General features: G+C 60.6%; 31 protein-coding genes and 1 tRNA gene. 10 read left to right on the top strand and 22 right to left on the bottom strand.

Going from position 1 to position 26,109, the window contains the following annotated elements; all coding sequences use genetic code 11:
• Nucleotides 1-2: 2 nt before the first annotated feature.
• The 3 genes from GR198_RS27430 to GR198_RS27440 are packed head-to-tail and all read right to left on the bottom strand — an operon-like array spanning nucleotide 3 to nucleotide 1,091.
• Entirely contained in the window at nucleotides 3-362 is a 360-nt protein-coding gene (locus GR198_RS27430; RefSeq protein ID WP_029871501.1) for a YciI family protein, read from the bottom strand.
• 2 nt (nucleotides 363-364) lie between these two features.
• Entirely contained in the window at nucleotides 365-724 is a 360-nt protein-coding gene (locus GR198_RS27435) for a YciI family protein (protein WP_029871500.1), read from the bottom strand.
• 10 nt (nucleotides 725-734) lie between these two features.
• Complete coding sequence (locus GR198_RS27440; RefSeq protein WP_029871499.1) at nucleotides 735-1,091, bottom strand: YciI family protein; 357 nt, start codon at nucleotides 1,089-1,091, stop codon at nucleotides 735-737.
• A gap of 152 nt (nucleotides 1,092-1,243) precedes the next feature.
• On the opposite strand from GR198_RS27440, the gene GR198_RS27445 reads away from it, so the two are divergent.
• A complete protein-coding gene (locus GR198_RS27445; RefSeq protein WP_029871498.1) occupies nucleotides 1,244-1,462 on the top strand; it encodes a hypothetical protein in 219 nt (72 codons plus the stop codon).
• 9 nt (nucleotides 1,463-1,471) lie between these two features.
• Here GR198_RS27445 and GR198_RS27450 read toward each other — a convergent pair whose 3' ends face one another.
• From GR198_RS27450 to GR198_RS27470, 5 genes are all read right to left on the bottom strand, one after another.
• On the bottom strand, nucleotides 1,472-2,977 hold the full coding sequence (locus GR198_RS27450) for an AMP nucleosidase (protein WP_029871497.1): 1,506 nt from the start codon (nucleotides 2,975-2,977) through the stop codon (nucleotides 1,472-1,474).
• A 171-nt stretch (nucleotides 2,978-3,148) separates the two neighbouring features.
• Entirely contained in the window at nucleotides 3,149-3,328 is a 180-nt protein-coding gene (locus GR198_RS27455; RefSeq protein WP_029871496.1) for a hypothetical protein, read from the bottom strand.
• 212 nt (nucleotides 3,329-3,540) lie between these two features.
• A complete protein-coding gene (locus GR198_RS27460; RefSeq protein ID WP_029871495.1) occupies nucleotides 3,541-3,837 on the bottom strand; it encodes a type II toxin-antitoxin system RelE/ParE family toxin in 297 nt (98 codons plus the stop codon).
• Nucleotides 3,834-4,103, bottom strand: coding sequence for a CopG family ribbon-helix-helix protein (locus GR198_RS27465; protein ID WP_029871494.1), 270 nt, complete (start codon nucleotides 4,101-4,103; stop codon nucleotides 3,834-3,836). Before GR198_RS27465 ends, GR198_RS27460 begins: the two co-directional genes overlap by 4 nt.
• Nucleotides 4,104-4,178: 75 nt before the next feature.
• Nucleotides 4,179-4,517, bottom strand: coding sequence for a DUF2147 domain-containing protein (locus tag GR198_RS27470; RefSeq protein ID WP_029871493.1), 339 nt, complete (start codon nucleotides 4,515-4,517; stop codon nucleotides 4,179-4,181).
• A gap of 442 nt (nucleotides 4,518-4,959) precedes the next feature.
• Here GR198_RS27470 and GR198_RS27475 point away from each other — a divergent pair, with 442 nt between their 5' ends.
• Complete coding sequence (locus GR198_RS27475) at nucleotides 4,960-5,229, top strand: sel1 repeat family protein (RefSeq protein ID WP_003546876.1); 270 nt, start codon at nucleotides 4,960-4,962, stop codon at nucleotides 5,227-5,229.
• Nucleotides 5,230-5,370: 141 nt separating this feature from the next.
• Here the strand turns inward: GR198_RS27475 and GR198_RS27480 are convergent, their stop codons facing one another.
• From GR198_RS27480 to GR198_RS27490, 3 genes are all read right to left on the bottom strand, one after another.
• Nucleotides 5,371-6,486 carry a pyridoxal phosphate-dependent aminotransferase gene (locus tag GR198_RS27480; RefSeq protein ID WP_029871492.1) on the bottom strand — a complete coding sequence of 372 codons (1,116 nt, stop codon included), beginning with the start codon at nucleotides 6,484-6,486 and terminating at the stop codon, nucleotides 5,371-5,373.
• A 113-nt stretch (nucleotides 6,487-6,599) separates the two neighbouring features.
• Nucleotides 6,600-7,001, bottom strand: a complete 402-nt coding sequence (locus GR198_RS27485; protein WP_003546879.1) for a hypothetical protein — start codon at nucleotides 6,999-7,001, stop codon at nucleotides 6,600-6,602.
• A 242-nt stretch (nucleotides 7,002-7,243) separates the two neighbouring features.
• Nucleotides 7,244-7,645: a DUF2177 family protein gene (locus GR198_RS27490; RefSeq protein ID WP_029871491.1), complete on the bottom strand. Its 402-nt coding sequence runs from the start codon at nucleotides 7,643-7,645 to the stop codon at nucleotides 7,244-7,246.
• Nucleotides 7,646-7,806: 161 nt separating this feature from the next.
• On the opposite strand from GR198_RS27490, the gene GR198_RS27495 reads away from it, so the two are divergent.
• On the top strand, nucleotides 7,807-8,253 hold the full coding sequence (locus GR198_RS27495) for a baeRF12 domain-containing protein (RefSeq protein ID WP_029871490.1): 447 nt from the start codon (nucleotides 7,807-7,809) through the stop codon (nucleotides 8,251-8,253).
• Between the two features lie 65 nt (nucleotides 8,254-8,318).
• On the opposite strand, the gene GR198_RS27500 is transcribed toward GR198_RS27495, so the two are convergent.
• A complete protein-coding gene (locus GR198_RS27500; RefSeq protein ID WP_029871489.1) occupies nucleotides 8,319-9,185 on the bottom strand; it encodes a LysR family transcriptional regulator in 867 nt (288 codons plus the stop codon).
• Nucleotides 9,186-9,277: 92 nt separating this feature from the next.
• Here GR198_RS27500 and GR198_RS35970 point away from each other — a divergent pair, with 92 nt between their 5' ends.
• Complete coding sequence (locus GR198_RS35970) at nucleotides 9,278-9,529, top strand: hypothetical protein (RefSeq protein ID WP_029871488.1); 252 nt, start codon at nucleotides 9,278-9,280, stop codon at nucleotides 9,527-9,529.
• Here the strand turns inward: GR198_RS35970 and GR198_RS27505 are convergent.
• Nucleotides 9,480-9,812, bottom strand: a complete 333-nt coding sequence (locus tag GR198_RS27505; RefSeq protein ID WP_011651183.1) for a hypothetical protein — start codon at nucleotides 9,810-9,812, stop codon at nucleotides 9,480-9,482. The two genes, GR198_RS35970 and GR198_RS27505, sit on opposite strands and share 50 nt — an antisense overlap.
• Nucleotides 9,813-10,166: 354 nt before the next feature.
• On the opposite strand from GR198_RS27505, the gene GR198_RS27510 reads away from it, so the two are divergent.
• A complete protein-coding gene (locus GR198_RS27510; RefSeq protein WP_029871487.1) occupies nucleotides 10,167-10,607 on the top strand; it encodes a glyoxalase superfamily protein in 441 nt (146 codons plus the stop codon).
• A gap of 85 nt (nucleotides 10,608-10,692) precedes the next feature.
• Entirely contained in the window at nucleotides 10,693-12,060 is a 1,368-nt protein-coding gene (locus tag GR198_RS27515; RefSeq protein ID WP_029871486.1) for an MATE family efflux transporter, read from the top strand.
• Nucleotides 12,061-12,105: 45 nt separating this feature from the next.
• On the opposite strand, the gene GR198_RS35560 is transcribed toward GR198_RS27515, so the two are convergent.
• From GR198_RS35560 to GR198_RS27550, 8 genes are all read right to left on the bottom strand, one after another.
• Nucleotides 12,106-12,267 (bottom strand): hypothetical protein, encoded by a 162-nt coding sequence (locus tag GR198_RS35560; protein ID WP_165503766.1) that lies wholly within the window; start codon nucleotides 12,265-12,267, stop codon nucleotides 12,106-12,108.
• 101 nt (nucleotides 12,268-12,368) lie between these two features.
• Entirely contained in the window at nucleotides 12,369-13,205 is an 837-nt protein-coding gene (locus GR198_RS27520) for a helix-turn-helix transcriptional regulator (protein ID WP_029871485.1), read from the bottom strand.
• 51 nt (nucleotides 13,206-13,256) lie between these two features.
• Complete coding sequence (locus GR198_RS27525; RefSeq protein WP_029871484.1) at nucleotides 13,257-13,478, bottom strand: DUF1127 domain-containing protein; 222 nt, start codon at nucleotides 13,476-13,478, stop codon at nucleotides 13,257-13,259.
• Between the two features lie 90 nt (nucleotides 13,479-13,568).
• Nucleotides 13,569-14,366, bottom strand: a complete 798-nt coding sequence (iolB, locus tag GR198_RS27530; protein ID WP_003558056.1) for a 5-deoxy-glucuronate isomerase — start codon at nucleotides 14,364-14,366, stop codon at nucleotides 13,569-13,571.
• Between the two features lie 211 nt (nucleotides 14,367-14,577).
• Nucleotides 14,578-15,498 carry a myo-inosose-2 dehydratase gene (iolE, locus tag GR198_RS27535; RefSeq protein WP_029871483.1) on the bottom strand — a complete coding sequence of 307 codons (921 nt, stop codon included), beginning with the start codon at nucleotides 15,496-15,498 and terminating at the stop codon, nucleotides 14,578-14,580.
• Nucleotides 15,499-15,666: 168 nt separating this feature from the next.
• Nucleotides 15,667-17,517 carry a 3D-(3,5/4)-trihydroxycyclohexane-1,2-dione acylhydrolase (decyclizing) gene (gene iolD, locus GR198_RS27540; RefSeq protein ID WP_164069829.1) on the bottom strand — a complete coding sequence of 617 codons (1,851 nt, stop codon included), beginning with the start codon at nucleotides 17,515-17,517 and terminating at the stop codon, nucleotides 15,667-15,669.
• Between the two features lie 196 nt (nucleotides 17,518-17,713).
• Entirely contained in the window at nucleotides 17,714-19,648 is a 1,935-nt protein-coding gene (locus GR198_RS27545; protein ID WP_029871481.1) for a bifunctional 5-dehydro-2-deoxygluconokinase/5-dehydro-2-deoxyphosphogluconate aldolase, read from the bottom strand.
• Between the two features lie 92 nt (nucleotides 19,649-19,740).
• Nucleotides 19,741-20,616, bottom strand: a complete 876-nt coding sequence (locus GR198_RS27550) for a MurR/RpiR family transcriptional regulator (protein WP_164023052.1) — start codon at nucleotides 20,614-20,616, stop codon at nucleotides 19,741-19,743.
• Nucleotides 20,617-20,823: 207 nt separating this feature from the next.
• Here GR198_RS27550 and GR198_RS27555 point away from each other — a divergent pair, with 207 nt between their 5' ends.
• The 4 genes from GR198_RS27555 (at nucleotide 20,824) to GR198_RS27570 (ending at nucleotide 25,086) form a co-directional block, all read left to right on the top strand.
• Complete coding sequence (locus GR198_RS27555) at nucleotides 20,824-21,939, top strand: Gfo/Idh/MocA family protein (protein ID WP_029871479.1); 1,116 nt, start codon at nucleotides 20,824-20,826, stop codon at nucleotides 21,937-21,939.
• A gap of 87 nt (nucleotides 21,940-22,026) precedes the next feature.
• Entirely contained in the window at nucleotides 22,027-23,244 is a 1,218-nt protein-coding gene (locus GR198_RS27560; RefSeq protein WP_164069830.1) for an NAD(P)/FAD-dependent oxidoreductase, read from the top strand.
• A gap of 169 nt (nucleotides 23,245-23,413) precedes the next feature.
• Nucleotides 23,414-23,504: transfer RNA gene (locus GR198_RS27565), tRNA-Ser, on the top strand.
• Nucleotides 23,505-24,063: 559 nt separating this feature from the next.
• Nucleotides 24,064-25,086 (top strand): porin, encoded by a 1,023-nt coding sequence (locus tag GR198_RS27570; RefSeq protein ID WP_164023049.1) that lies wholly within the window; start codon nucleotides 24,064-24,066, stop codon nucleotides 25,084-25,086.
• Nucleotides 25,087-25,186: 100 nt separating this feature from the next.
• Here the strand turns inward: GR198_RS27570 and GR198_RS27575 are convergent, their stop codons facing one another.
• Nucleotides 25,187-26,083: an alpha/beta fold hydrolase gene (locus GR198_RS27575; RefSeq protein WP_164069831.1), complete on the bottom strand. Its 897-nt coding sequence runs from the start codon at nucleotides 26,081-26,083 to the stop codon at nucleotides 25,187-25,189.
• Nucleotides 26,084-26,109 lie beyond the last annotated feature (26 nt).

The following is a 26,109-nucleotide window of genomic DNA, read 5'->3' on the forward strand; positions in this document are numbered from 1 at the left end:
CCTCAATCCGGCAGGGTCAGTATCCGCACGGGCCTCAGTTCGACCGCGCCGAAACGCGCCGACGGGATCCGTCCGGCAATCTCCCTGGCTTTCATCACATCCGGCGCCTCGATGACGTAGAAGCCGGCCAGATGCTCCTTCGTCTCGACATAGGGGCCGTCCGTGGCGGAGAGCGTGTTGTTGCGAACGCGCAGCACGGTCGCCTTGTCAGGCATCTCCAAGGCATCGGAGTGGATCATGATGCCTTCGCGGCACAGCTCCTCATCAAAAGCGAAATGCGCTTTGATAAGTTCGTTGGTTTCATCAGGCGTCAGCGTTCCGTCGGTGTCGGTGCTGTTATAAATCAGGCAGATGTAGCGCATGACTATTTCCCATCCTGGATAGCGTAAGTTGGGCGCACTTCGATCGAGCAATATTTGAGGATCGGAAAACTCGACACGATCGTCTTCGCCTCGTCGATATTCTCGGCTTCGATCAGCACAAAACCGCCCAGGTGCTCTTTGATTTCGGCAAATGGGCCATCGGTCGCAGAGACGTCGCCATTGCGGAGGCGGACCGTGATCGCTGCTGACGGGTCATGCAAGGCGAGCGCCACCAGCAGATGACCGCTCTCGCGCCAGCGATTGTCGCTGATGATGCACTCCTGTGTCAGCGCATCCCATTCGGTCTGAGGGACCAGCTTGCTTTTTTCCGTGTCGAACCAGATCTGGCATAGAAATTTCATTGGTCTCTCCTCACTTAGCTCCGAATTCGTGGATTGGCCGCACTTCGATCGCGCCGAGCCTGGCGAGCGGGATGCCCGCGGCAATGCGGATCGCTTCGTTGAGATCCTTGGCCTCGATCAGGATAAAGCCGCCGAGTGCCTCCTTCGTCTCGGCGAAGGGACCGTCCGTCACCGACGTCTCGCCATTGCGCACCCGTACGGTCACCGCCGTTTTTGGCGGCTGCAACGCCTGGGCGACGATCATATGCCCGCTTTCGACGAGGTCCTTGTCATAGTTCAAGGAATTGGTGTCGAGTTCGGTCTTCTCCTCTTGCGTCATGGCGTCGAGCACCCCGTCATCGAACCAGACCTGACAGAGATATTTCATCGCGGCAGCCTCCTTGCCCGGTTCCCATAAACATGGACGAACGACCTGCATGCATTTCGACAGCGTCGCGAAAAAATTTGTGCGGACGAGGTGTCGAAATCGCAAGGCAGCACTCGACAAGGCTTCATCGAAACCCGTCGAGGAGAATGGAAATGAGCATTCTTGAAATCGCTCTGGCAAGCCAGATCTGGGCACGCCGCCACGAGAAGCGTCAGCTGGTGGTACTCGACGATGCCGATGCGCTGAAGGCTCTTCTGCGCATCGCTTTCGTCGTGGTGGCCTTCACCCTGCTGATATCAGGGCTGAACCTTGCCGCCGGCAGGCCGCAGATGCTGGCCGAGGGCTCGGCGCCTGTCGTGACGGGTAGATGAGGAAACGGCCTATTGGAAGGCCGTTTCGAAGAAGCTGCGCAGCTTGCGTGAATGCAGCGCTTCCTTCGGCATGGCGGCAAGCTTCTGGACGGCGCGGATGCCGATCTGCAGGTGCTGGTTGACCTGCGTGCGGTAGAAGGCCGTTGCCATGCCCGGCAGCTTCAATTCGCCGTGCAGCGGCTTGTCGGAGACGCAGAGCAGCGTGCCATAGGGCACGCGGAAGCGGAAGCCGTTGGCGGCGATCGTTGCCGATTCCATGTCGAGCGCGATCGCGCGCGCCTGGGAGAGCCGCTTCACCGGCCCGCGCTGGTCGCGCAGTTCCCAGTTGCGGTTGTCGATCGTACCGACGGTACCAGTGCGCATGATGCGCTTCAGTTCGAAACCTTCATAGCCGGTGATTTCGGCAACGGCGGCTTCGAGCGCCACCTGCACTTCGGCCAGCGCCGGGATCGGCACCCAGACCGGCAGGTCGTCGTCGAGGACATGGTCCTCACGCATATAGGCATGGGCGAGAACATAGTCGCCGAGCCGCTGGCTGTTGCGTAGCCCGGCGCAATGGCCAAGCATCAGCCAGGCATGCGGGCGCAGCACGGCGACGTGGTCGGTGATCGTCTTGGCGTTGGAGGGGCCGACGCCGATATTGATCATGGTGATCCCGGCATGGCCCTTCTTCTTCAGATGGTAGGCCGGCATCTGCGGCAGGCGGGTGAGGGCGGCATCCGTTTCCGGCGCGTTCGAGCCGGGCAGGGTGACGACATTGCCGGGCTCGACGAAGGCGGTATAGCCGTCGCCGCCGCCCTCCGCCATCAGCTTGCGCGCCCAGCCGCAGAATTCGTCAATATAGAACTGGTAGTTGGTGAACAGCACGAAATTCTGGAAATGCTCGGCATGCGTCGCCGTATAATGCGACAGCCGGGCGAGCGAATAGTCGATGCGTTGCGCGGTGAACGGTGCAAGCGGCGAGGGCTCTCCCGGCGGCGGGATATATTCGCCGTTGGCGATCTCGTCGTCGGTGGTGTTGAGGTCGGGCGTGTCGAAGATATCGCGCATCGGAACGTCGATGAAGGCGTTGGTCGATGCTTCCACATGTGCACCTTCGCCGAAGGCGAAGTGGAGCGGGATCGGCGTCGACGATTCTGAGACGACGATCGGAACATTATGGCTCTTCATCAGCAGCGACAGCTGCTCTTTGAGGTAATGCTTGAAGAGCTTCGGCCGGGTGACGGTCGTCGTGTAGATGCCGGGTGCCGTGACATGACCGTAAGAAAGTCGCGAATCGACATGGCCGTAGCTTGTCGTTTCGATGCTGACCTGTGGATAAAAAGCGCGGTAGCGCGAGGAGATCGGCGCGCCCTGTGCGAGTTCGGCGAAGCTCTGGATGAGAAACGCCGTATTGCGCTCATAAAGCGCTGTCAGTGTCTCGACCGCCTTGGCGGGATCATCGAAGCTCTGAGGCTGGAAAGGCGGTGGAGAGGATATGTCGAGGGGCGACAAAAGGGAGATTCGTTTGTTCATGACGCATTATAGAGAGTTGTTCTTGACAAGCAAACGACGCGCGCCGGCGGATTCTGATTTTTTATCTTCTTGCGCGTCTGGTGCGAATGCCCCTTGTCCAACGTGCGCAGCGGTTTTGAGACGGCGACATGCATAAACCAAAGACTCAAAGCGCATCGCGATGCGCTTTACTCACCGCACCGCGGGCGCGCAGAAGCTGCCGTTTCTCTCCAGGCAGGTATAGCTTGCCCCAAAATGCGACTGCGCGCCGCCGCCGCCTTCGTGCACAACGACTGCCGAAAACGTGACCGCGAAGATCGCCGCAAACAGTGTGATGATGCTAAGGCGTCTTGCCAGAATATAGTGGTTCATTGCCTTGCCCCCGATACGCAACTCTATCGTGACATGAGTTTTGCCATGCGGTGGCTGAATGAGTGCTGAGATGCCGGTTCATCCGCCGTTCAGCTTGCCGGGCCGGCTCGGGCCGGTCGCCAAGGGTTTCGAGGCATGCCGGCGTCGACATGCTTGGCGTTCTGGAGGATGGCTGCGCAGGTGCGTTGCGGTACGCTTATAAGTTGGTTCGGTTATTCTTCGGCCGGCCAATCCCGCGCGGTATGGATCACCCGCAAGATGACGACGCTTTCGCGTCCCGCGATAGGCCGCAGCTCATAGGAAATTATGTAGGGGAGCCGGGTCAGGGATTTTTCATAAGTGCCAGTTATTCGTCCTGGCCGACCGGTTGCAAATTCGCCAAGTTTCTTGCCGGCATCCTCGATGGCGTCCACGACCCTTTCGGCCGCATCGGGATTGTCCTTCGCGATGTAGCGCAGAGTTTCCAGATTATCCTGATGTGCTTGCTTCGACCAAAGAACCGGCCTCATCCGCGCGGGGTCTTCCTACGCTTGGCATCCTCGATGACCTTCCGCATTTCGGCGACAGCCTGATCGTGCGGGATAACACGCCCGGCTTCCGCATCGGCCATGCCGCGCTTGATACCCTCGATGATTTCAAGCTCGCGCTCCACATAGGCCGCAATGGCCTCGCCGGCGAGGAATGATTTGCTGCGTTGCGTGTCGGCCGCAATCCTGTCGAGCTTTTCTTTTACGTCGGGGCGGATCCGAATCGTCATGGTCGTGCTGCCGGCCATTTCGAAAACTCCTGTGTTGAGCTGTGTACACTCTAACACATCCCGGCCGTTACCCGCTATCCGCCCCGCGTTCTCTCAGAGCCGCGTCCAGGTCTGAGACTTGCAGAGGATCTTCATCACGCAGCCCTGCATCCTCAGCGAATTGCCGGAAATCTTGCCCGAGCCGCTATAGGTCTTCTCGGCGGCCGGGTCGGTGATCTCGCCGGCATAGCTGCCGCCGGTTCCCGCAAGCGTGCCGATCTTCCGGCCGGCATATTTACCGGTCTTCAGTGTCACGCAGTAACTGCCGCCGCAGGATGCGATCACCGCCGTATCGCCGGCGGCCGTCTTCCAGTTGCCGACGATCGGCTCCTCGGCATGCGCGATACCCGCGATGACTGTTATGACGCCGGCGAGAACGAAGCTGCGGATCATCTTTTCCTCCATGATGTCCCTGATCGCCGCGAAAATAACTGACGCGAACGTAAAGGTAAACAGGTCAATCGCTATCAAGCTGACCGGCTGAAAAACGCGAGAAAAAGCCGTTCGTCCAGCTTAGAAAGAGATCGCCTGCTGATTTCATGATGAACGATCCGTTTATTTTCAAATCTGAATCTTTCGTAAAATCCGCTCGAAAATCCTTAATTCGCAGGGAGTCCGATGTTTAACGAAAATCCAATTTTACCAAGTGTTTGCACTTTGTTTGTCTCAAATTAATCATGCATTTTAGGCGTTTTTTGAAAGCCGTTTGGCATAGTGAACCCATCAAACGAGCGGGGCAAACCCGCCGGACCGAAAGGGCCGCAAGCCGCGATAGACGGCAAGGCCTAGAGGTAAAACAGGGTCAGTCATAAACAGGCTAACAGGGATAAAACCGATGGCACGCTTTGAAATGCACAATGCTGAAACGGCCACCATGGGTGGCGACAACAACAGCGCCGATGTCTTCTGCGAAATGGGTCTGATGTATGCGACCGGCCGCGGCTGCGAAGTCGATCTCGTTGCAGCCCACAAATGGCTGAACATCGCCGCAATCAAGGGCAACGACCGCGCCGCCGAGCTTCGTGCCGACGTGGCCGCCGCCATGGACAAGATGCAGCTCGCAGCAGCGCTGCGCGCCGCCCGCGAGTGGATGACGGTTCACTAAGACCGTCTCCGATCAGGAATTCGACAAGAGCAGCAATAACAACCTCAAAAAGAGGGGGCTGGCGGGGCGCTTTGGACGGGGCCGACGCCGGGAGAAGAGAACCGCGACCGGATTTCCTCCACCGGCCGCGGTTCTTCTGTTTTATCGGCCGATCTTTTTCAGCACCTGCGGCAGCGTCTCTTCGAGCAGCGCCATATCCGCCTCCGGCCCGACGCTGACGCGAATGCAGCGGTTGAGGGGCGCCACGCCAGGCATGCGGATGAAGACGCCATGCTCTATCAGGCTGTCGACGATTGACCGCGCATAAGCGCCGTCGCGCCCTGTGTCGATCGCCACGAAATTTGTTGCCGAAGGCAGGGGGACGAAGCCGTTCGCCCGGGCGATGCCGCCGATCCGCTCCCGCGCCGCATGGATTTTCCCGACCACCTCGACGAGATAGACTTGGTCCTTCAGCGCCGCGAGCGCTGCAGCCGTTGCCAGCCGGTTCATGCCGAAATGATTGCGGATCTTGTCGAAGGCCTGCGCCGTGCCTGCCGTTGAGATCGCGTAGCCGGTGCGTGAGCCGGCAAGTCCGTAGGCCTTGGAGAAGGTGCGGGTGCGAACGACGTTCGGCAGCTCGATGAGCGCGGAGATCGACGGCAGCGAACCGGCCGGCCCCGTCTCGCTATAGGCCTCGTCGAGCACCATCAGCGTCGTCTCGGGCAGCGCACGGGCGAAAGCGACGATGCTGTCGGCATCCCACCAGCTTCCCATCGGATTGTCGGGATTGGCGAAATAGACGAGCGGCGCATTCTCGCGTTTCACCGCATCGAGCAGCCCGTCGAGATCCTCGCGGTCGTTTGCGTAGGGAACGGTCACCAGCCGGCCGCCGAAACCGGCGACATGGAAATTGAAGGTCGGATAGGCGCCGAGCGAGGTAACAACGGGCGCCCCCGGCTCGATCACCAGCCGGACGATCTGGCCGAGCAATTCGTCGATGCCGCTGCCGATGGCGATATTGGCGGCCGAGACGCCGAGATGGGCGGCAAGCGCTTCCCGGAGCGCGAAATTCTCCGGATCATTGTATTTCCAGATATTGCCGGCCTCCTCGCGCATCGCTGCAAACACGGAAGCGGCTGGGCCGAAGCCGTTCTCATTGGCGCCGATGCGCGCCGAAACGGCAAGCCCGCGCTGGCGCTCGATCGCCTCGGGGCCGACGAAGGGAACTGTGGAGGGCAGGGCGCTGGCAAGAGGTGTGAAGCGCGAAAAGGCGGACATGCGAAGGCAGTTTCCCGGACATATTGACAATCGGCGCAACAATAGGCCCGGGCACGGCCAACGCAAGCAAGATTATTTCCGCAACGGCAGTGCCGCGCGTGTCGTCGGCCTGTTTACGCGCGGAAGATCGGCGCGCGTCGAGCGTCGATTGCTTCCATGTTACCGATCATGAAATCGGTGCGGACGACGCGGCGCAGAACCTCGGGGTCCATGATGTTGATGAACCGCACGCCGATGCGTTCTTTATGGCGATAGACCTCGGCGCAGCCGATCCGGTAGGCGAGGCCGAGAATGTTGAGATAATAGTGTTTCGGCAGACCGGCGGTGGTCGATACGATGAAGGTGGCGCCGCCCTGCGAGATATCGATGATCTCGGCGCTTCGCATCGACACGCCGGTCAGGCACGGCCGGACAGCGACGATGCGGGCGGGTCGCTTGACGTTGAACTCTTCCCAGCGCAGGTCGTAGACAGCGGATTTGACCGTGGCAAGGTGTGTAGCGCGGAGCATAGTCATTCACATTCTCCGTCAGACAGGGCACATTTGGGGTCTTGATCACGAGCAAGCTGGTCTTGATCGCGAGCAAGTCTGGTCTTGATCTCATTCAAGCTGGGGTCTTGCTCCAACCAAGGTCACATGAATGTTTTGCTCATTCGTCAAATATAAAATTACAATTTTAACGAGTTTAAACTTTGTTCCCAAGCGGGACGCCTGATGTCCATTATCGGGACGTGGGCTTTCATCTCCAGACTCCCGTTTCAGCCAAAAAATCTGACGGCGAAATATCCGCCGGCGGCAGTCAGCGCCGTCAGAGCCGTGCCCCAGGCCATGTCGACCAGGCTCATGGCGAGCGGCCAGTTGCGAAGCGTGGCGAGATTGGTGATGTCATAAGTGCCATAGGCCGCCAGTCCCAGAATGGCACCGTGGAGAAACGCAGTGGCGATCGAGCCAGCCGACAGTGCGGGCAGCACGGCAAGTACAACCACCGCGGCGGCGAAGAACAGGTAGAACAGTGCGCCGACCGCCAGATTGGGTGAGGGCAGCATCAGCGCTCCCAGCTGGTCGCGGTAGAAGTTGCGGGCGATGAGGCCGAGCCATATCCCGTCGCAGACGAGAAGAGTGAGAAAGGTGCCGGCATAGGCGAGCAGTGATGTCTTCATCGTCAATCTCCCGAGCTTGGCCTTTCTACGCAGCAAGGGCCGACCGGATCGCCGCCCGTGCGATTTCGGTGCAATTTTCCCGAACTCTTTCAATGGCCGAGCGTTGTGCCTTGATCGATGAAGCACGGCGCGCTTCGAATGACGACAGCGAGGAGTTGAAGATGACTGATGTCAAAATCCCTTGGGAATCATGGGTTGTGGTCTGCGATGGAGCCAAGGCTCTGATCATGCAGAATGCCGGCGATGCCCAACTGGTGAACCTGAAGGTGCTGGAAACCCTGACGCAGCCGAGCGCGCCGGATCGCGAGATTGGCGCCGATAAGCCTGGCCGAACCCATGCTGCGAACGGACTGAGCGGCAGCGCTGTCGAGGAGACCAGTTGGCAGGATCAGGCCGAAGCCGAATTTCTGAAACAGGTAGCGGAAAAGCTCGACGAGTTGGTACAGGAAAAGAAGGCCCGTCGCATCGTCCTCGTTGCACCGCCGAAGGCGCTTGGCGCGCTGCGGCCCGCGCTCCGCGCCGATACGCAGGCGATGATCACCGCGGAAGTGGCGAAAGACTATACCAATATGCCGGTCGACGAGATCGAGCGGCATCTCGCCGCATGAGCCGGCAAAAACCTAACTATTAGGGAACGCGGGTCGAATGGCCCGCGTTTTCTCATGCCGTTGCGTCAAGCCGATGATCTCTGCCCGGAAAACAGCTCTTCATGATCGGCAAAGAGCGCCGCCAGACGGTCGATGACGATCCTGACCTCTGGCCGTTGCCGTTCGTCGTCATGCGCGACGATCCACATCTCGTAGGTCAGCTCGTCGATCACAGGCCCGGCGCGGACGAGCTTGCGCTCCTGATCGCCGATGAAACAGGGAAGCACCCCGCGGCCGGCACCGCCGCGGATCAGGTAAAAGAGCATATGCGGCGTGTTCGTCCAGCTGGTGATCCAGGAATCCGGCTGTTCGAACGTCCATTTGTCCGCTGGCGTGATGGCGGTATCTGTGCCGAGCGAGATCCAGTTGCAGTTTTTCTCGTCATAGCCGGCCGCCTGATAAGCCGCATGCGCCACCTTGACCGAACGGCGGATCGCGACGTTGCCGCTCTCCGGCCGGCTGTGGCGAATGGCGATATGCGCCTCGCGATAGGTGAAATCGACGCTCGCATCGCAGGTCTTGTAGCACATGCGGAAGCTGTCCTTCGGCGTCCAGACGCTGGCCAGATGGTCGGCGACGAAGCGCGAGGTCCAGCTGTCGGCGGCCGTCGAAACGATCGGCAGCGTCAGCACCTCGCCGCGCCAGTCGGAGATCGCACGCGCCGCATCCTGCATCAGCCGGACGCGATCGAGCAGCTCCTGCCCGTCCTTGGCGAGCAGATAACCGGTGGGGCCGCGGCTGAAGAGCGAGCGGCCCGTCACCCGTTCGAGCGCCAGCATGCGCCGGCCGATCGTCGGCGCGCTGAGCCCGGTGCTCGCCGCCGCCGCCGAAAGCCCGCCGCCGGTCGCAACATGGAAGAAAAGCTGCAGGTCGTCCCAGCTTGCATCTTTCATGGATGAAAACCCCCTTTCCCCAGCGCCTCTACATCGGAAGGGCGCGAAGGCTTAGCTCAAGTGCCTGAGCCAAATAGATGGAGAATGCAGCAATGGATCTCAACTGGGTTGTTCTCTTTAGGGAAATCGAAATCGGCAATCGCCGGATCCGCCATGATCCCTTGGCCGATCCGCTCGATCGTCCGGAATGGCGCGGATTTCTCTGGGCCGTACCGATCATCGCGGGTCTCGCCGCAAGACGGAGCGGCGAAACAAAGGCGACGCGCCGCGATGATTCGCGGATCGGAAAAAGCCTCAGGTTTCGAAGTTCAATCGCAACACGTGGTGCAGGAATTCCGGATTGATCAGCATGTTGAAGCTGATCGTCACCAGTTCGGCTTCGCGCTTGACCACGGTCGCACCGATCTCGTCATGGATGCCGAGGATTTCGAGGAAGAAATGGCTCGGCATTTCCAGGTTCGGGCTGACTTCGAGCAATGCGCCGGCAAGCGTGATCGTGCGGATCAGGCAGCGCACCTGCGTTCCGGTGCTGAGGTGATGGCCGACGAAGATGATGTTGCCGGGCCTGTCGAGATTGAATTCCCTGTAAGCACGTTCCGGCTTGGGGTGTTCTGTGTCGAGGTGCATCTGAAAGGCCCTTTTAGCCTCCGCTTGTAATACGACAGGATATTAGCCGAAGAATGCTGACATTTGCTGAAGAACACCGTTAAGATTGAATGCATATGTGAAAGCCGCGGGAAAATCGCACCGATTTCGTGCAGATTTGCCCCAAAGCTGCGCATTCCTCGGGCAGATGCGCCATTCTTGACATCTCGGCGGCGTTCGCGCATACAAAGGCCGGTTCGAGGCACCGGCCGCTCGCGGATGAAAATCCATGGTGAAGTCCTCGCGATCATGGTCACGGCCCTTTGTGCATGCTGACTGACGGCAATGCGAGCTCCCATCCGCAGTCGAAGAGCATGCCTTGCGAAGGCTCACGCCATGACGACGACCTATCCTGCCATTGATGAATTGAAGGCCCAGGCCAAGCGCCTGCGCCAGGCGATGAACGATCGCGGCACCCCGCTGACCCACAGTGCGGCGTTAGAAATGATTGCCCGCCAGCACGGCGTGCGCGATTGGAACACGCTCGCGGCCCTTGCGGCAAAGCCCAATGATGCTCCAAAGACGCCGCTCTTCGTCGGCGCGCATATTCTCGGCCGTTATCTCAATCAGCCGTTCACCGGCGAAGTCCTGGCGCTTTCGGCCCTGCCGGGCGGCGACCTCCACAGGATCACCATCCATTTCGACGAGCCGGTGGATGTCGTCACCTTCGAGAGCTTTTCCGCCTTTCGCCAGCGTGTGAACGCGCAGATCGACGCCGACGGCGTCTCGCCGCGGAAGACATCGAACGGCGTGCCGCATCTGGTGCTCGATCTCTAATTTGCTTTCATCCTTTTGAGGCTGTCCGGATACGCAGGATTTTTAAGCCGGATCGGGCCTCGCCCGCTATTGCACGGATTTCTCCATGACCGATCTTTCCGAAGGCAATGCCTTTCTCACCGGCTGGCTGCCGGGCGTCTTCATCAAGACGGCGGCACCGATCGTCGCGATCACCACAGTCAACGGTCTGTTCACCGTCGTCGACGCCTATTTCCTCGGCGCCTATGTCGGCCCGGACGCGCTCTCTGCCGTCAGCCTGATTTTCCCGGGGCTGATGCTGCTGGTCGCCCTGCAATCGCTGGTCTCGAACGGCATGGCAAGCATTCTCGCCCGCCGGCTCGGTGCCGGCAATCGCGATGGCGCGCGTCGGGTGTTCGCCGGTGCGCATGCGCTGGCGTTCGCCGTTACCCTTATTCTCAATCTGGTCTACTGGACGGTGGGCAGGCAGATCATCGATGCCGGTGCCGCCGGCAATGCTGCCGTGGCCGATGGCGCCAGGCTGTTCATGGGTGCGATGATCGCCTGCGCGCCGGTCGGCTTCTTCTTGTCGCTGCATCTCGAAGGGTTGCGCTGCGAAGGCAAGATCGGTTTCATGACGCTGGTGACGCTGTCGGCCTCGTTGCTCAACATCCTCGCCAACTGGCTGTTCATGGCGGTGATGCATTGGGGTGTGCTCGGTTCGGCAGTCGGCTCCATCGCATCGCAATTCGTCTGTCTCTCAGCCGTGCTCGCCTATCGCTGGCGCCGGCCTGCGGCACTGAGGCCTTCCCCGGGGTTGGCTCTTGCCGAATGGCGCGGCATCGTCGCCTTCGGCGCGCCGATGAGCCTCGGCTTCATCGGCATATCGCTGGCCTCGGCCGCCATTCTGCTCAATGTCTCGCTCTGGAGCACGCATGACTACGTCGCGACTGTTGCCGCCTACGGCATCATCACCCGGATCATGACTTTCACCTATCTGCCGCTGCTTGGCCTCAGCATCGCGCTGCAGACGATCGCCGGCAACAATCACGGTGCTGGCCTCGGGCTCCGCGTCGGCCGCAGCCTGCAGATCGCCATGCTCGCAGCACTCGTTTATTGCACCCTGGTGGAGATCATCGTCGAATTGCTGGCCGGCCGCCTCGGCGCCGTCTTCGTCGCCGATCCGGCGATCATTGCCGAGGTCAGGCGAATTCTGCCCTGGACGATCGGCGCCTATTTTCTCTTCGGGCAGATGCTGATCCTGTCATCCTATTTCCAGTCGATCGGCGATGCCCCGCGCGCGGCGATCTTCGGCCTGTCGCGGCCCTATCTGCTCACCCTGCCGCTCACCTTCCTGCTGCCCTTCGTCTTCGGCGAGCAGGGGATCTGGATGGTGCCGGTCTTTGCCGAGGCAGGCATGTTCATCCTTGCTTTCCTGGTGCTGTCGCAGAACGCCAAACGCCGCGGCTGGCGTTACGGGCTTCTGCCCGCCTGAAAAGCAAAAGCCGCGCACCCCGGCGCGGCTTTTGTCTCATGTTGTTTATTCTTTGCCTGCCGAAGCGGCCGTTGTCGCGGCTTCGGCCTCATTCAAGGCCTCGGCGCATTCCTGGCAGCAGACTTCGACAGCCTTGCCGCCGAGCTTGACGGTGATGGTCTCCGCACCGAGTTCGCAGTCGCAGGCGGCGCATGTGGTCTTCTTCATCTGAGGATCCTCCGTTAATCGTCCCGCGATCGGGACAAGCTCATAAGATCATCGAAGACCGCATCGTCGCTGTCGAAATCTTTAGCGATTGATGGAAGCTTTTACCTGCGTCGCAGCTGCGCGGCGCGCTGGAATTCGGCCGGAGTCTGCCCGAAAGACTGCTTGAAGGAAGCGCTGAAATGGCTATGGCTGGAGAAGCCGAGATCGAGACCGAGCGCGGTCAGATCCTCATACTGGCCAAGCAGATCGAGCGCGCGGGCAAGCCGCAGCCGCAGCTGGTAGCGGTAAAGTGGCGTCGCCTCGACCTGCTGGAAGACCTGGGTGAGATAAACGGGCGAGACGCCCACTTCGGTGGCGATTTCCGAAAGCGTCCAGCGCCGCGCGAGATCGGAGGAAAGCACCAGCTTTGCCCGGTCGACGAGTTTCTGCCGGCCGGCGCTGGCGCCCGCCGCATGCGATGTGCGCTCGCCGAGTGAGCGGCGCACCAGCGTCAGCGCCAATATTTCCGCTTCCAGCGTTTCGGCGACGTTGCGGCTGAGACCATGACGCAGGAGAGCGACCAGCGCCTGCGCGCGCGGATCGATCCGCCGGCGCTGGCGGCGGAAGGAAAAGGGCGGGCCGGGCTGCGCCTGCTCCTTCGGCGTAAGCTCTTCAAGCATGGATTCGTCGATCGCCAGATCGATGCAGGCGTCGCCACCCTCGATAGGGTGGCTGATCCGATATCCCTGGCCGGCATTGAAGAACAAGACCTGATTGGCTTCGGCCACCGTATCATTGCGGCCGACATGCCGCATGAAGACGCCGCGATAGGGATAGACGAGGCTCGTCCTGTGGGCGCATTCCTCGTCGCTCTTATGACGGCACTCGCCATTGCAGACGATGTCACGAATAGTGACCATCTTCGTTTTCAGAAGCGGTGCCGTTGAGAACTGCGACATTGCATATTCCGTATCAGACAGGCCAGAACCGACCGTACTTATAACAGCACTTTAGTAACGGCTGTAGACGTGAACATCGCTTTCCGTCTGCCCCCTGGAAAGGCCGACATCCTTCAGCTGTTCGTCGGAAAGCTCCATCAACGCATTCAGGTTGCGTCGTTCGTTTATTTTGCGCGCCAGCCAGCGCGCCGCCCTGATTGCGGCAAGGACCAGGCCTGGTCGCGTAAGAGAGCGAATATTTCGCGCCGGTATCGTGAAATTCGGGCTGTGCATGGTGATCCTCCATCCGTGTTTTGGATGGAGGCAGTGAACCATCAGCGGCGGTTTCGCGCTGTCAGATTATTTAGCGATCGGAGGCGACGGTTATGCTTTCAGCAGCCACTCGTGCTCGGCGGCATTGTGGAATTTCCAGATCCGCTGCGGTCCGGCCATGACGTTGAGATAGTAGAGGTCGTAGCCATGGCAAGCGGCGCAGGGGTGATAGCCCTTCGGCACCAGCGTCACATCGCCGTCCTCGAGCGCCATTGCCTCGTCAAGCGAGCGATCGTCGGTGTAGACGCGCTGAAAAGCGAAGCCCTGCGGTGGGTTGAGGCGATGGTAATAGGTCTCTTCCAGGAAGCTCTCGTTCGGCAGATCGTCCTGGTCGTGCTTGTGCGGCGGATAGGAGGAGGTGTGTCCACCAGGCGTGATCACCTCGACGACCAGCAGCGAATGCGCCGAGCTGTCATCTTCCGGCATGATATTGTTGACATAGCGCACATTCGTGCCCTTGCCGCGCGTCACCTGCGGATGCGTGCCGGGCGGGATTTCCTTTGCCTGATAGGTGCCGCCGCCGGGTGCCGAGCAGACCGCGAGCTCCAGATCGGTCTCCGCCGTCACCGACCATGTCGATTCCATCGGGATGTAGAGCGCATGCGGGGCGCCTTCGAACGGGTTCATCCGGCCGCCGAGCGTGCCGAAATCCTTGGTGCCTGCAGACGCCTTGCCCTTGCCGGTCACCCAGACGAGGCAGACTTCGCGATCGCCCGTCTCTCCCGAGACGGTTTCGCCCGGCTTCATCCGATGGAGATCGAAGCCGACATAGGTCCAGCCGGCGTTTTCCGGGGTGACATGGGTGACGCGGCCATGCGTGCCTGATGGTTTCACCTTGAGGTTTGGCATTGGTGTTTCTCCTCGTAAATTGGCGGGTGCGGCCCCCTCATCCGGCTGCCGCCACCTTCTCCCCGAGGGGAGAAGGGACATGCCGCGCCGTTTCCATTCCCCCTTCTCCCCAGCGGGGAGAAGGTGCCCGAAGGGCGGATGAGGGGGCTTCTTGCTCCAGCAGTCCGGAAGACGAACTCCTTGTGGGAGGAATCTCCGGGCAAACAGTTTTCTACGATCCCTCAGGAAAGCCTTCCGTTTCCACGGTATAGCCCGCGGCCGTCATGACGCGCATCAATTCGGCGTGGCCGATCTCGGCCATTTTCTGCGGCGGTGCTTTGCGAGGATCCTGTTCGGCCTCGACGACGAACCAGCCTTCATAGCCATGATCGGCCAGCCGCTGGACGATGGCGGCGAAATCGAGCGAGCCGTCGCCAGGCACCGTGAAGGCGCCAAGTGCCACCGCATCGAGGAAGGACTGCCGGCTGCGGTCCAGCCCATCCACGACAGGCTTGCGGATGTCCTTGACGTGAACATGGTTGATGCGGGCGTGGTGGTTCCCGATGGCGCGCAGCACGTCGCCGCCGGCAAAGGCCAAATGCCCTGCATCGAGCAGCAGCGGGATGCCTTCGCCGGAATGGCGCATGAAGGCGTCGAGTTCCGGCTCGGTTTCGACCACGGCCGCCATGTGGTGGTGATAGGAAAGCGGCATGCCCTGCTCGGCGCACCATTCCCCGAATTCCGTGACGCGACGCGCATAGGCCTTCATCTCGTCATCGGAGAGGCGCGGCTTGGTCGCCAGCGGCTTGGAGCGGTCGCCCTGGATGGAGCGACCGACTTCGCCATAAACGATGCAAGGCGCATTGACCGCCTTGAACAGCGCGATCATCGGCGCGATGCGGTCCTTGTTGGCGGCAAGCTCCTCATTGACCAGCGTGCCGGAGAACCAGCCGCCGCACAGCGTCACGTCGGCGGCGCGCAGGATCGGGAGCATTTCTTCCGGATTGCTAGGGAAACGGCGGCCTTGCTCCATGCCGGTGAAACCGGCGCTGCGCGATTGCCGCAGGCATTCCTCGAGGGACACATCGTCGCTGAGCTCAGGAAGATCGTCGTTCCACCACGCGATTGGCGACATGCCGAGTTTGGCCTTCATCAACATTCTCCTTAAAGGCATTGCGGAAGAGCCGGGACGCTCTTCCGAGAAATCATAGCACTACAGCGCCGCGCGTCTTTTCAGACGCGCAAAGGACGCTGTAGCACTTCGAATTGCTGCATAATTTTGTCCTTAAATCGATCCCGATTTAAGGAATTATGCAGTAGATTAACCGATGCGCTGGGCGGTGCGTGCTTCGACATAGCCCTTGCGCGCTTCGTTGACCTCTTCGCGCGGGCTGACCTCAGGCACCGCGACATCCCACCAGTGGCCGCCGGCCTCGGTGGTAATGAGCGGATCGGTGTCGATGACGAAGACCGAGGTGCGGTCGTTCTTCTTCGAGTCGGCGATTGCCTGTTCCAACTCGGCGATCGAGGCGACCTTGACGGCGATGGCGCCCATGCTTTCGGCATGCGCGCGGAAATCGATCTCCGGCATCACCTCGTGATAGGAGTCCTTCAGCAGATTGTTGAAGTTGGCGCCGCCGGTTCCCATCTGCAATCGGTTGATGCAGCCGTAACCGCGATTATCGAGCACGACGATGTTGAGCTTGAGGCCGAGCATGACAGAGGTGGCGAGCTCGGAATTCATCATCATGTAAGAACCGTCGCCGACCATGACGACGACGTCCCGTTCGGGACGCGCCATCTTGGCGCCGAGCCCGCCGGCGATCTCGTAGCCCATGCAGGAAAAACCGTATTCCATGTGATAGCTGCCCGGCGCCGTCGCCGGCCAGAGCTTGTGCAATTCACCGGGAAGGCCGCCCGCAGCGCAAAGCACCGTCGTATTCTCACCGCCGATCGTGCGCGCCACCGCGCCGATCACCTGCGCATCGGAGGGCAGGGCGGCATTGGTCGTCGCCATCGCCCTGGCCGCAGCCTCCATCCAGATCTTTTTCTCCACCGCTGCCTTCTCGGCGAGTGCTGCCGGCGCCTTCCAGCCGGAAAGCCCTGCCGAAAGCGCCTTCAGCCCTTCGCGGGCGTCAGTCACCAGCGGATGGCTGTCGTGCTTCACCGCGTCATAGGCGGCGATATTGAGGCCGATCATCTTCAGGCTGTCGTTCTTGAACAGCGCCCAGGAGCCGGTGGTGAAATCCTGGCAGCGCGTGCCGACGGCGATGACGAGGTCCGTCTCTTCGGCGATCGCATTCGCCGCCGAGGTGCCGGTGACGCCGACTGAACCAAGCGCCAGCGGATGGGTTTCGTTGATCGACGATTTGCCCGCCTGGCTGACGACGACCGGAATGCCGTGGGCCTCGGCAAAGGCGGCAAGCTCCTTCGTCGCCTGCGAATAAAGCACACCGCCGCCGGCAACGATCACCGGCTTCTGCGAAGCCTTGATCAGCGCGATGGCATTCGCCAACTCGTCCGCATCCGGCTGCGGCCGGCGGGTCGTCCAGACTTTTTCCGCAAACAGGCTTTCCGGATAATCATAGGCTTCCGCCTGAACGTCCTGGCAGAGCGACAATGTCACCGGGCCGCAATCGAGCGGATCGGTCAGGACCTGCATGGCGCGCTTCAGCGCCGTGATGATCTGCTCGGGCCGGGTGATGCGGTCGAAATAGCGCGAAACCGAACGGAAGGCATCATTGGCGGAAACCGTGCCGTCACCGAAATCCTCGATCTGCTGCAGCACCGGATCCGGCGCGCGGTTGGCGAAGACGTCGCCCGGCAGGAAGAGAACGGGGATACGATTGACATGTGCCACGCCGGCGGCCGTCACCATGTTCAGCGCGCCCGGACCGATCGAACTCGTGCAGGCCATGAAGCGCGTGCGGAAATTCGCCTTGGCATAGGCGATCGCGGCATGCGCCATGCCCTGTTCGTTGTGGGCGCGATAGGTCGTCAATTCCTCGCGCACCTGATAGAGCGCCTCGCCGATGCCGGCGACGTTGCCGTGACCGAAGATCGCCCAGACGCCGCCGAAGATCGGCACTTTCTTGCCGTCGACGATCGTCATCTGTACTTTCAGGAAATGCGCGACGGCCTGCGCCATCGTCAACCGTATCGTCTTGCCCATCGGGTCCTCCCGCAATCTTTCTTTTCGCGTTTTCCCCTCCCCAACCCCTCCCCACAAGGGGAGGGCTAACCTGCCGGGCTCTCTAATCGCCGCAACGTCTCCTCCAAAGGGAAGCTTGCTGATGGCGTGAGGCGGTGCTCCGGGTTAAGTCCCTCCCCTTGTGGGGAGGGGTTGGGGAGGGGTCTTAATTCTAAGTCTACTGATGTCCGCGCGTCTTCAGCCACGCTTCTGTCAGTTGCCGGAAGCGGCCGGCCATATCGGCGATCGCTTCCTCGTCGTTCATTTCGCCTGAAAGCCATGCGCGCGCCGGATCGGCAAAGATCGTCCGGCCGACTGCGAAACCCTTCACGGAGGGAGCTGCCAGCGTCGCCTCGAAGCAGGAGATCAGCTCGTCGGCGGGCGCCTCGAGCCCCAGGAGCACGATACCGCGGCACCATGGATCATTTTTGGCGATCACCGCATCGATCTTCTTCCAGGCTTCACGGGATGCCTGCGGCTCCAGCTTCCACCAGTCCGGCTTGATGCCGAGCGCATAGAGCTCCTCCAGCGCGGTCGCGATCGTGTCGTCGGTGAGCGGCCCGTTCTTGCCGGCGATGATCTCCACCAGCAGCTCGCGGCCGACCTTGCGGGCGGCCTCGAACAGTGTCCGCAGCTTCTCCTGCTGCTCCGTCTTCAATTCAGCCGGATCATCAGGATGATAGAAGCACAGGCACTTGATGCAATGGCCAAGCGGCCATTCCACAAGCTGCGAGCCGATATCCTGGCTGAATTCGAAGCGCAGCGGCTTCGAGCCCGGCAATTCCACCGGCCGGCCGATCCAGGAGAAATTCTTCGTCGCCGCATCGAAGAAAGCGTCGCGGCCGAAGCGTTCGTCGATCAGCATGCCGTAGCCGTCGCGGCCGTTCGAAACCCGCGCCGCTGCCGCCACCGCCAGCCGCTTGAAGGCGACGATCTTCTCATGGCCGACGCCGAGTTCATCGGCGACGCTGACGAGTTGCGAACGGTGGTCGATCGCCAGCGCCATCAAAAGCGGGATTTCGCCGCGCCGGGTCGATGCCCAGTGGATATGGTTGAGCGCCTCGTCCTTGCGCAGCGCCCGGTGTTTGCTGCCGGTCGTCAGGAAGAAGTCGAGTTCCGCCCAGGTCGGATATTCCGGCGAGCAGAGCAGGCGGGAGACGGCGAAGGCGCCGCAGGCGTTGGCCCAGGTGGCGCAGGTCTTCAGCGGCTCGTTGCGCAGGAAACCGCGAAGGAAGCCGGACATGAAGGCATCGCCGGCGCCGAGCACGTTGAAGACTTCGATCGGGAAACCTTGGCCGATGATGCCGGCTTCGAGATCGTCGGCGATCGGCCCGTCATAGACGATGCAGCCCATGGCGCCGCGCTTCAAGACGATCGTCGCCGGTGACAGGCGGCGGATCTCCTTCAGCGCGCCGAGCACGTCGTCGGCGCCGGAAGCGATCAGGATTTCTTCTTCGGTGCCGACGATGAGGTCGCAGTCCGGCAGCGTCTCCTTCATCTTCGAGGAGACCCGGTCGGATTTCACGTAGCGTTCGAAGCCTTCCGCATGGCCGGCAAGGCCCCAGAGGTTCGGCCGGTAATCGATGTCGAAGATCACCTTGCGGCCGTTCGCCTTGGCGATGCGGATGGCCTTGCGCTGCGCGGCCTCGGTATTCGGCCGTGAGAAATGCGTGCCGGAAACGAGAACGGCGCGCGACGATCTGATGAAATCCTCGTCGATATCGCCTTCGTCGAGCGCCATGTCGGCACAATCCGATCGATAGAAGATCATCGGTGACACGCCCTCGGCCTCGACCGCCAGCAACACCAGCGCCGTCAGCCGCTCCTTGTCGGTGACGATGCCGTCTGTCGCCACACCTTCGCGCGCCGACTGCTCGCGGATGAAACGTCCCATCTGTTCGTCGCCGACGCGGGTGATGAGGCCGGATTTGAGGCCGAGCCGCGCCGTGCCGATGGCGATATTGGCCGGGCAGCCGCCGACGGACTTGGCGAACGAGCCGATATCCTCCAGCCGCGAGCCGATCTGCTGGCCGTAAAGATCGACCGACGAACGGCCGATGGTGATCACATCAAGCGCCGGCTCCGGCTGTGAACCCGGATTCGATTGTACCATGATGTCCTCCCGCTAGATTTTGCGCGGCTTCCAGTGCCTGCGAATTTTCAATAATGAAACATCGGTTCCGATATTTTGTCAATTCGGAATGTTTATTCCATTTTGCCTTTTGCAGGTTTTGACTGCTGACCCTTGCGCCGCCGTTCGGCGATTGCAACCGGTAGTGCCATGGTGAGCGCCATCGAGGCCGAAAGCGAGCGGAAGCCGGCGAAATCGGCTTCCGCCACCTCGAACCAGTGCGTGGCGCAGGCGGCAAGCGGCGAAAAGGCCGAATCGGTGATCGCGATGACCGGGACGCCGCGGTCGGCAAGCTCCTGGCTCTGGCTAAGGCTGTCGGCCGCATAGGGCGAGAAGCTCGCCGCGATCGCTGCATCCTTCGGTGATGCGAACTGCACCATTTCAGGGTCGACGCCGTTCGGCGAGGCGACGATCTGGTGGCGGATATTGAGCTTGGAAAAAGCGTAAGTCATGTGCGCCGTTAGTGGATAGGAGCGCCGTTTGGCGATCAGATAGATCGTTTCGGCGCTGGCAAGGATATTCACGGCTTTCGTGAAAGTATCGCTCTGCACCGTCGCCGCCAGCCGGTTGACCGACTGGCTTGCCGCGGCAATGAAGCCGGAGAGCAGATTGGCGTCCTCATCGTCGCCGCTCGATTGCTCGAGCGTGACGAGGCGCTCTTCGTAGCTTAGCGTCCGGTCCCGCAATCTTTCGCGAAAGATGCTCTGCAGGTCGGAAAATCCTCCGTAACCCAGATGATGCGCCAGGCGCACCAGCGTCGACGGCTGAACATCGGAGGCGGCCGCGATGCTCGCCGTCGTTCCGAAGGCGATTTCGTCGGGATTGCCGAGCGCGAAGGCGGCGACCTGCGCCAGCCGCTTCGGCATGCTCGCCTTGCGCTCGATGATGGTGCTGCGCAGGCTTTCGAAATCGCGCGGCACACGCGCGTGCCTCTGGGGATCGTTATCCATGCTTGTGGCTCACGAGATGAAACAAATATTCCATATTGTCGAACATAAACGATTTCAAACGACACCGCTAATTGTTTTTAATCCCCTGTAATTGAAGGCTTTTGGACAGTTTGTTCGCGAAACGTGGAGAAATGCCTGCGACCAGGTCCCTTGTCAAAATGATCCAAATATTCCAAAAATCCGCGCGCAGCTCTGGAGGAGACGGAAATGAAGCCACTCGGCATCGGTTTGATCGGCACCGGTTATATGGGCAAGTGCCATGCATTGGCGTGGAATGCGGTGAAGACGGTGTTCGGCGATGTCGAGCGTCCGCGTCTCGTGCATCTGGCCGAAGCCAATGCCGGGCTTGCCGAGGCTCGTGCCGGTGAATTCGGTTTCGAGAAGGCGACGGCCGACTGGCGGGCGCTGATTGCCGACCCCGAGGTCGACGTCGTCTCCGTCACCACGCCCAATCAGTTCCATGCCGAGATGGCGATTGCAGCCCTTGCGGCCGGCAAGCATGTCTGGTGCGAAAAGCCGATGGCGCCGGCCTATGCCGATGCCGAGCGCATGCTGGAAACGGCGAAGAAATCAGGCAGGGTTGCCGCCCTTGGCTATAATTACATCCAGAACCCCGTCATGCGGCATATCAGGACGCTGATCGGCGAGGGCGCTATCGGCACGGTCAACCACATCCGCGTCGAGATGGACGAGGATTTCATGGCCGATCCCGATGTCTTCTTTTATTGGAAGAGCGAGCTTTCCGCCGGCTACGGCGCGCTCGACGATTTCGCCGTGCACCCGCTGTCGCTGCTCTGGTATCTCTTCGGCCATGTCGAGGCCGTCATAACGGATATGGTCAAACCCTATGCCGACCGCCCGTTGAGCGAGGGCGGTCGCCGTGCCGTCGAAAACCACGATGCCGCCAACGTGCTGATGCGGCTTGGCGGCGGCATCTCCGCCGTGTTGATGGCGAATCGCGCCGCCTGGGGTCGCAAGGGCCGCATTGCGCTGCAGATTTATGGCTCGAAAGGCTCGATCGTCTACGACCAGGAGCGGATGAACGAATTCGAGCTCTATCAGGCCGACGGTCGTGGCTCCGAGCAGGGTTTCCGCAAGATACTGGCGGCACCCGCCCATCAGCCTTATGATCGGTTTATCCCGGCACCAGGCCACGGCCTCGGCTTCAACGATCTGAAGATCATCGAATGCCGTGAGTTGATCCGGGCAATATCGGGCGAGCCGTCGTCGATCGTGACATTCGAAGACGGTCTCAGGATAGAGAAGTCGGTGCATGCCATGGCACAGTCCTTCCACGAGCGCCGCTGGATCGAGATCGGCTGAATGTAAGAGGCCGCTTTCCGTTGACGGGGCGTGGGGTAGGGAATAGGCCTTGGCGTGGTTGTCGGGCGCAGCTTCAGGAGTGAGATCGTGACGGATAGACTGGTGATCATCGGCGCGGGACAGGCCGGTTTCGCATTGGCGGCCAAGCTGCGTGCGTTGAAGGATACGCGCCCGATCACCCTCATCGGCGCGGAAGACGTCGCTCCCTATCAGCGCCCGCCGCTTTCAAAGAAATACCTGCTCGGCGAAATGGCTTTCGACCGCCTGCTGTTCCGCGCCGAGCACTGGTATGCGGACAATGACGTCGATCTTCGCCTTTCGACCTGGGCCGAGCAGATCAAGCCGGACAGCAAGCAGGTTCTGCTGCAGGACGGCTCCGTTCTTGAATACGGCACGCTGGCGCTCGCCACCGGCTCGACGCCGCGCCGGCTGCCGGCCGCAATCGGCGGCGATCTCGAAGGCGTCTATGTCGCCCGCGACAAGCGCGATGCCGATCTGCTCGCTGACGAGATGCGCCCCGGTCGCCGCGTCCTCATCATCGGTGGCGGTTATATCGGTCTCGAGGCGGCGGCGGTTGCCCGCCATCGCGGCCTGGAGGTCACCGTCATTGAGATGGCCGACCGCATCCTGCAGCGCGTCGCGGCGAAGGAGACCGCCGACATCATGCGCGTGATCCACGAGGCCCATGACGTGGTGATCCGCGAGAAGACAGGGCTCAAGCATCTGATCGGCAAGGATGGCCGCGTCACCGGCGCCGCACTTTCCGACGGATCGGTCATCGACATCGATTTCGCTGTCGTCGGCATCGGTGTCGCCCCGAACGATCAGCTTGCCAAGGAAGCCGGCCTCGAAGTCGCCAACGGCATTGTTGTTGACGAATTCGCCCGCACCTCCGATCCGGCGATTTTTGCGGCTGGCGATTGCGCCGCACTTCCCTGGCAGGGCGGCCGCATCAGGCTCGAATCGGTGCAGAACGCTGTCGACCAGGCCGAAGCGGCGGCAGCCGTCATCGCCGGTGGCAGCGAGCCCTATGATCCGAAGCCGTGGTTCTGGTCCGACCAGTATGACGTCAAGCTGCAGATCGCCGGCTTCAATCTTGGTTATGACGAGACGCTGTTGCGTGCCGGCGCCCGCGAAGGCGCCCATTCGGTCTGGTACTTCAGGGAGGGCCGGCTGATTGCCGTCGATGCGATCAACGACGCGAAGGCCTATGTGACCGGCAAAAAACTGCTGGAATCCGGGACCAATCCCGATAAATCGATTCTCGCCGACCCTTCTGCCGACCTCAAGAGCCTGCTCAGCTGAGTTCGGCTTCTTCATCGAAGAGAACGAAGCGCGATCAAATTCCGCGGATTTTGCCAGGAAATGCGGTTTGTTTGCGCAACCGGCTGAATTGCAGCTCGCTGCATTTCTTCTGGTGAAAACTCAAAAAACCCTTGCATTCACAGACCGGTCACCATAGTTAGGCCGCACCGGAGAGGTGGCCGAGTGGTCGAAGGCGCTCCCCTGCTAAGGGAGTATACGTCAAAAGCGTATCGTGGGTTCGAATCCCATCTTCTCCGCCATTCCGATTTCCTGAGCGCGTGTCGATTGTTAGTTTCTGGCTGGGAATCGTGTTCGCTTAGTCGGCTAGGCCGGGCGGCGAAAAAATCTCTCTGCCTCAAGCGAGAGAATCGCCTGCGGGAATCACCTCCCGCGCTCAAGCCACTGACAGGTGGCAAAAGCGGATCGGTGCACGTCCGGTTACGCTTCCGGCAATCATGAATCCTTCGCAAGAGCCGCATTTTGTCAAAAAAGTGTCACGAATGTGTCGCAAAGCGCATGTCCAATTCTTTGCTGGCCTGACCTAAGCCTCCGCAAAATCAGGGTTTTCTTAACAAAACATAAAGGAAATCGAGGCCGGTTGCCCGACTTGTGTCCTTTCAGCAACAGAATGTCGGGAAGGCTCCCCCAAACCCCCCATCTACACAAGTTGGTGATTGCGTGACGGCTTCCGTCTTGTATTTTCAGCGTCGGAAGCAAGGGCGACTGATCGTCCACTTCTTGAAACACGGGGATGGGGCAGGGAACGCTGCTCAGCGAAAGATCCCAAACCCGATCGAAACTTTGAATTGGAGGTCATTTATGAACATCAAGAGCCTTCTTCTCGGCTCCGCTGCTGCTCTCGCAGTAGTTTCCGGTGCTCAGGCTGCTGACGCTATCGTTGCTGCCGAGCCGGAACCGGTTGAATATGTTCGCGTCTGCGACGCTTACGGCACCGGCTACTTCTACATCCCAGGCACCGAAACCTGCCTCAAGATCAACGGTTACATCCGTTTCCAGGTTGATGTTGGCGATCAGCCGCTCAACGGTTCGGACAGCAACGACTCCGATTGGGATGCTCGTACTCGCGGCCAGGTTCAGTTTACCGCCAAGAGCGACACCGAATATGGTCCGCTGACCGGCGTCATCGTCATGCAGTTCAATGCTGACAATGCCACCGATCAGAGTGCCAAGCTCGACTCCGCTTACCTCGACATCGCCGGCTTCCGCGCTGGTCTGTTCTACAGCTGGTGGGACGACGGCCTCTCCGGCGAAACCGACGACATTGGCTCGCCGGTCACCCTGCATAACTCCATCCGTTATCAGTACGAAACCGACGCCTTCTACGCTGGCATCAGCGTCGACGAACTCGAAGACGGCTTCTACAAGACGGACGAAGAAGCCAACAACGTTGGTGTTGCAGTCGGTCTCGGCGGCAAGGCTGGTGCGTTCAGCTACCAGATCACTGCCGGCTACGACGTCGACAACGAAGACGGCGCTGTCCGCGCAATGGGTACGGTTGACATCGGTCCTGGTACGCTCGGCCTCGCTGCCGTATACGCTACCGGCCCGAGCTCCTACTACACCAAGGCCGAATGGGCTGTTGCTGCCGAATACGCTATCAAGGCAACCGACAAGCTCAAGATCACTCCTGGTGTTCAGTACTACAGCAACTACTACGTTGCCGGCGACGACTTCAGCGACAATGAAGCCTGGAAGGTCGGTCTGACGGTTGATTACCAGATCGTCGACAACTTCTACGCCAAGGCTTCGGTTCAGTACCTCGATCCGGAAGATGATGACGACTCCACTTCGGGCTACTTCCGCCTGCAGCGTTCGTTCTAATCTGATCTGACTTCGGTCAATCAGGAAAGCCCGGCTCTTGAGCCGGGCTTTTTGTATTTGGCAAATGGCCCATTGTGCCAGCCGACCAGTGTCCATCAGGTTATCGGCAGGTGGCGAGAAAAGCTTGAATCGTTGTGGGGATATTGCCGAGATGCAGGAGCGGGGCATGTCCTTGTCCTTCGGCAGCATGAAGGATCAGCCGCGAATGCCGCCGTGCCATTTCGCCGGCGGTTTCCTGTGAAAGCAGCGACGTATTTTCACCGCGGATCAGCATGAGCGGCAACTGGCTCAGGCTTTCGAATTGCCCCCAGAGATCAGGCAACGGCTGGCTGAAATCGATCGATTTCAGTGCCTCTGCGATCGCCGGGTCGAAGTCGGCGACCGGCCGTCCACCGATATCGCGATAAAGGGCAAGCGCCATCTCGCGCCAGTCTTCCTCTGCAAGCGCGGCAAACGACGCGCCATGATTTTCCTTCAATATATCGGCCGCCTCGTTCCAGTCCGCCGGCTTCCTGCCGCTGTTGAGGTAATCGCGGATCCGCGCCAGCCCCTCAGCCTCGAGCACAGGCCCGATGTCGTTGAGGATGACGGCTTCGAGAAGATCCGGCCGTGTCGCGGCGATCAGATGTAGGATCAGCCCGCCCCGCGACGTGCCGACGAAGATCGCCCGCTCGATGCCGAACGTCGCGCAGGCGGCAAGGACGTCGCCGGCCTCGATGGCGAGATTGTAATTCGCCTTGTTTTCGTCCCATGCCGAGTTTCCCCGTCCGCGCGAATCGAGCGCAATCACCCTGCGAGGCATTGTTGTGTCCCGGGAGAGAAGCAGTGCAAGTGGATGAAAATCCCGCGTATTGCGGGTCAGGCCGGGCAAGCAGATCACCGGCAGCCGTCCGGTGGTTGCCGCCTGGTCGGGTCGATAGTCGCGGGCATAAAGCCTCAACCCATCAGAAGACGTGTAAAATCGTTCCTGGAAACCGCCTGCATCCGTATCCGGCATCGCATCCCTCGAGATCTGTTTGATCC

Source organism: Rhizobium leguminosarum (genome assembly GCF_010668065.1).
Lineage (GTDB): Bacteria > Pseudomonadota > Alphaproteobacteria > Rhizobiales > Rhizobiaceae > Rhizobium > Rhizobium leguminosarum_S.

Coding starts and splice junctions, on each gene's coding strand:
- GR198_RS27430 (WP_029871501.1), bottom strand. CDS start 362: ATGCGCTACATCTGCCTGATTTATAACAGCACCGACACCGACGGAACG.
- GR198_RS27435 (WP_029871500.1), bottom strand. CDS start 724: ATGAAATTTCTATGCCAGATCTGGTTCGACACGGAAAAAAGCAAGCTG.
- GR198_RS27440 (WP_029871499.1), bottom strand. CDS start 1,091: ATGAAATATCTCTGTCAGGTCTGGTTCGATGACGGGGTGCTCGACGCC.
- GR198_RS27445 (WP_029871498.1), top strand. CDS start 1,244: ATGAGCATTCTTGAAATCGCTCTGGCAAGCCAGATCTGGGCACGCCGC.
- GR198_RS27450 (WP_029871497.1), bottom strand. CDS start 2,977: ATGAACAAACGAATCTCCCTTTTGTCGCCCCTCGACATATCCTCTCCA.
- GR198_RS27455 (WP_029871496.1), bottom strand. CDS start 3,328: ATGAACCACTATATTCTGGCAAGACGCCTTAGCATCATCACACTGTTT.
- GR198_RS27460 (WP_029871495.1), bottom strand. CDS start 3,837: ATGAGGCCGGTTCTTTGGTCGAAGCAAGCACATCAGGATAATCTGGAA.
- GR198_RS27465 (WP_029871494.1), bottom strand. CDS start 4,103: ATGGCCGGCAGCACGACCATGACGATTCGGATCCGCCCCGACGTAAAA.
- GR198_RS27470 (WP_029871493.1), bottom strand. CDS start 4,517: ATGATCCGCAGCTTCGTTCTCGCCGGCGTCATAACAGTCATCGCGGGT.
- GR198_RS27475 (WP_003546876.1), top strand. CDS start 4,960: ATGGCACGCTTTGAAATGCACAATGCTGAAACGGCCACCATGGGTGGC.
- GR198_RS27480 (WP_029871492.1), bottom strand. CDS start 6,486: ATGTCCGCCTTTTCGCGCTTCACACCTCTTGCCAGCGCCCTGCCCTCC.
- GR198_RS27485 (WP_003546879.1), bottom strand. CDS start 7,001: ATGACTATGCTCCGCGCTACACACCTTGCCACGGTCAAATCCGCTGTC.
- GR198_RS27490 (WP_029871491.1), bottom strand. CDS start 7,645: ATGAAGACATCACTGCTCGCCTATGCCGGCACCTTTCTCACTCTTCTC.
- GR198_RS27495 (WP_029871490.1), top strand. CDS start 7,807: ATGACTGATGTCAAAATCCCTTGGGAATCATGGGTTGTGGTCTGCGAT.
- GR198_RS27500 (WP_029871489.1), bottom strand. CDS start 9,185: ATGAAAGATGCAAGCTGGGACGACCTGCAGCTTTTCTTCCATGTTGCG.
- GR198_RS35970 (WP_029871488.1), top strand. CDS start 9,278: ATGGATCTCAACTGGGTTGTTCTCTTTAGGGAAATCGAAATCGGCAAT.
- GR198_RS27505 (WP_011651183.1), bottom strand. CDS start 9,812: ATGCACCTCGACACAGAACACCCCAAGCCGGAACGTGCTTACAGGGAA.
- GR198_RS27510 (WP_029871487.1), top strand. CDS start 10,167: ATGACGACGACCTATCCTGCCATTGATGAATTGAAGGCCCAGGCCAAG.
- GR198_RS27515 (WP_029871486.1), top strand. CDS start 10,693: ATGACCGATCTTTCCGAAGGCAATGCCTTTCTCACCGGCTGGCTGCCG.
- GR198_RS35560 (WP_165503766.1), bottom strand. CDS start 12,267: ATGAAGAAGACCACATGCGCCGCCTGCGACTGCGAACTCGGTGCGGAG.
- GR198_RS27520 (WP_029871485.1), bottom strand. CDS start 13,205: ATGTCGCAGTTCTCAACGGCACCGCTTCTGAAAACGAAGATGGTCACT.
- GR198_RS27525 (WP_029871484.1), bottom strand. CDS start 13,478: ATGCACAGCCCGAATTTCACGATACCGGCGCGAAATATTCGCTCTCTT.
- iolB (WP_003558056.1), bottom strand. CDS start 14,366: ATGCCAAACCTCAAGGTGAAACCATCAGGCACGCATGGCCGCGTCACC.
- iolE (WP_029871483.1), bottom strand. CDS start 15,498: ATGAAGGCCAAACTCGGCATGTCGCCAATCGCGTGGTGGAACGACGAT.
- iolD (WP_164069829.1), bottom strand. CDS start 17,517: ATGGGCAAGACGATACGGTTGACGATGGCGCAGGCCGTCGCGCATTTC.
- GR198_RS27545 (WP_029871481.1), bottom strand. CDS start 19,648: ATGGTACAATCGAATCCGGGTTCACAGCCGGAGCCGGCGCTTGATGTG.
- GR198_RS27550 (WP_164023052.1), bottom strand. CDS start 20,616: ATGGATAACGATCCCCAGAGGCACGCGCGTGTGCCGCGCGATTTCGAA.
- GR198_RS27555 (WP_029871479.1), top strand. CDS start 20,824: ATGAAGCCACTCGGCATCGGTTTGATCGGCACCGGTTATATGGGCAAG.
- GR198_RS27570 (WP_164023049.1), top strand. CDS start 24,064: ATGAACATCAAGAGCCTTCTTCTCGGCTCCGCTGCTGCTCTCGCAGTA.
- GR198_RS27575 (WP_164069831.1), bottom strand. CDS start 26,083: ATGCCGGATACGGATGCAGGCGGTTTCCAGGAACGATTTTACACGTCT.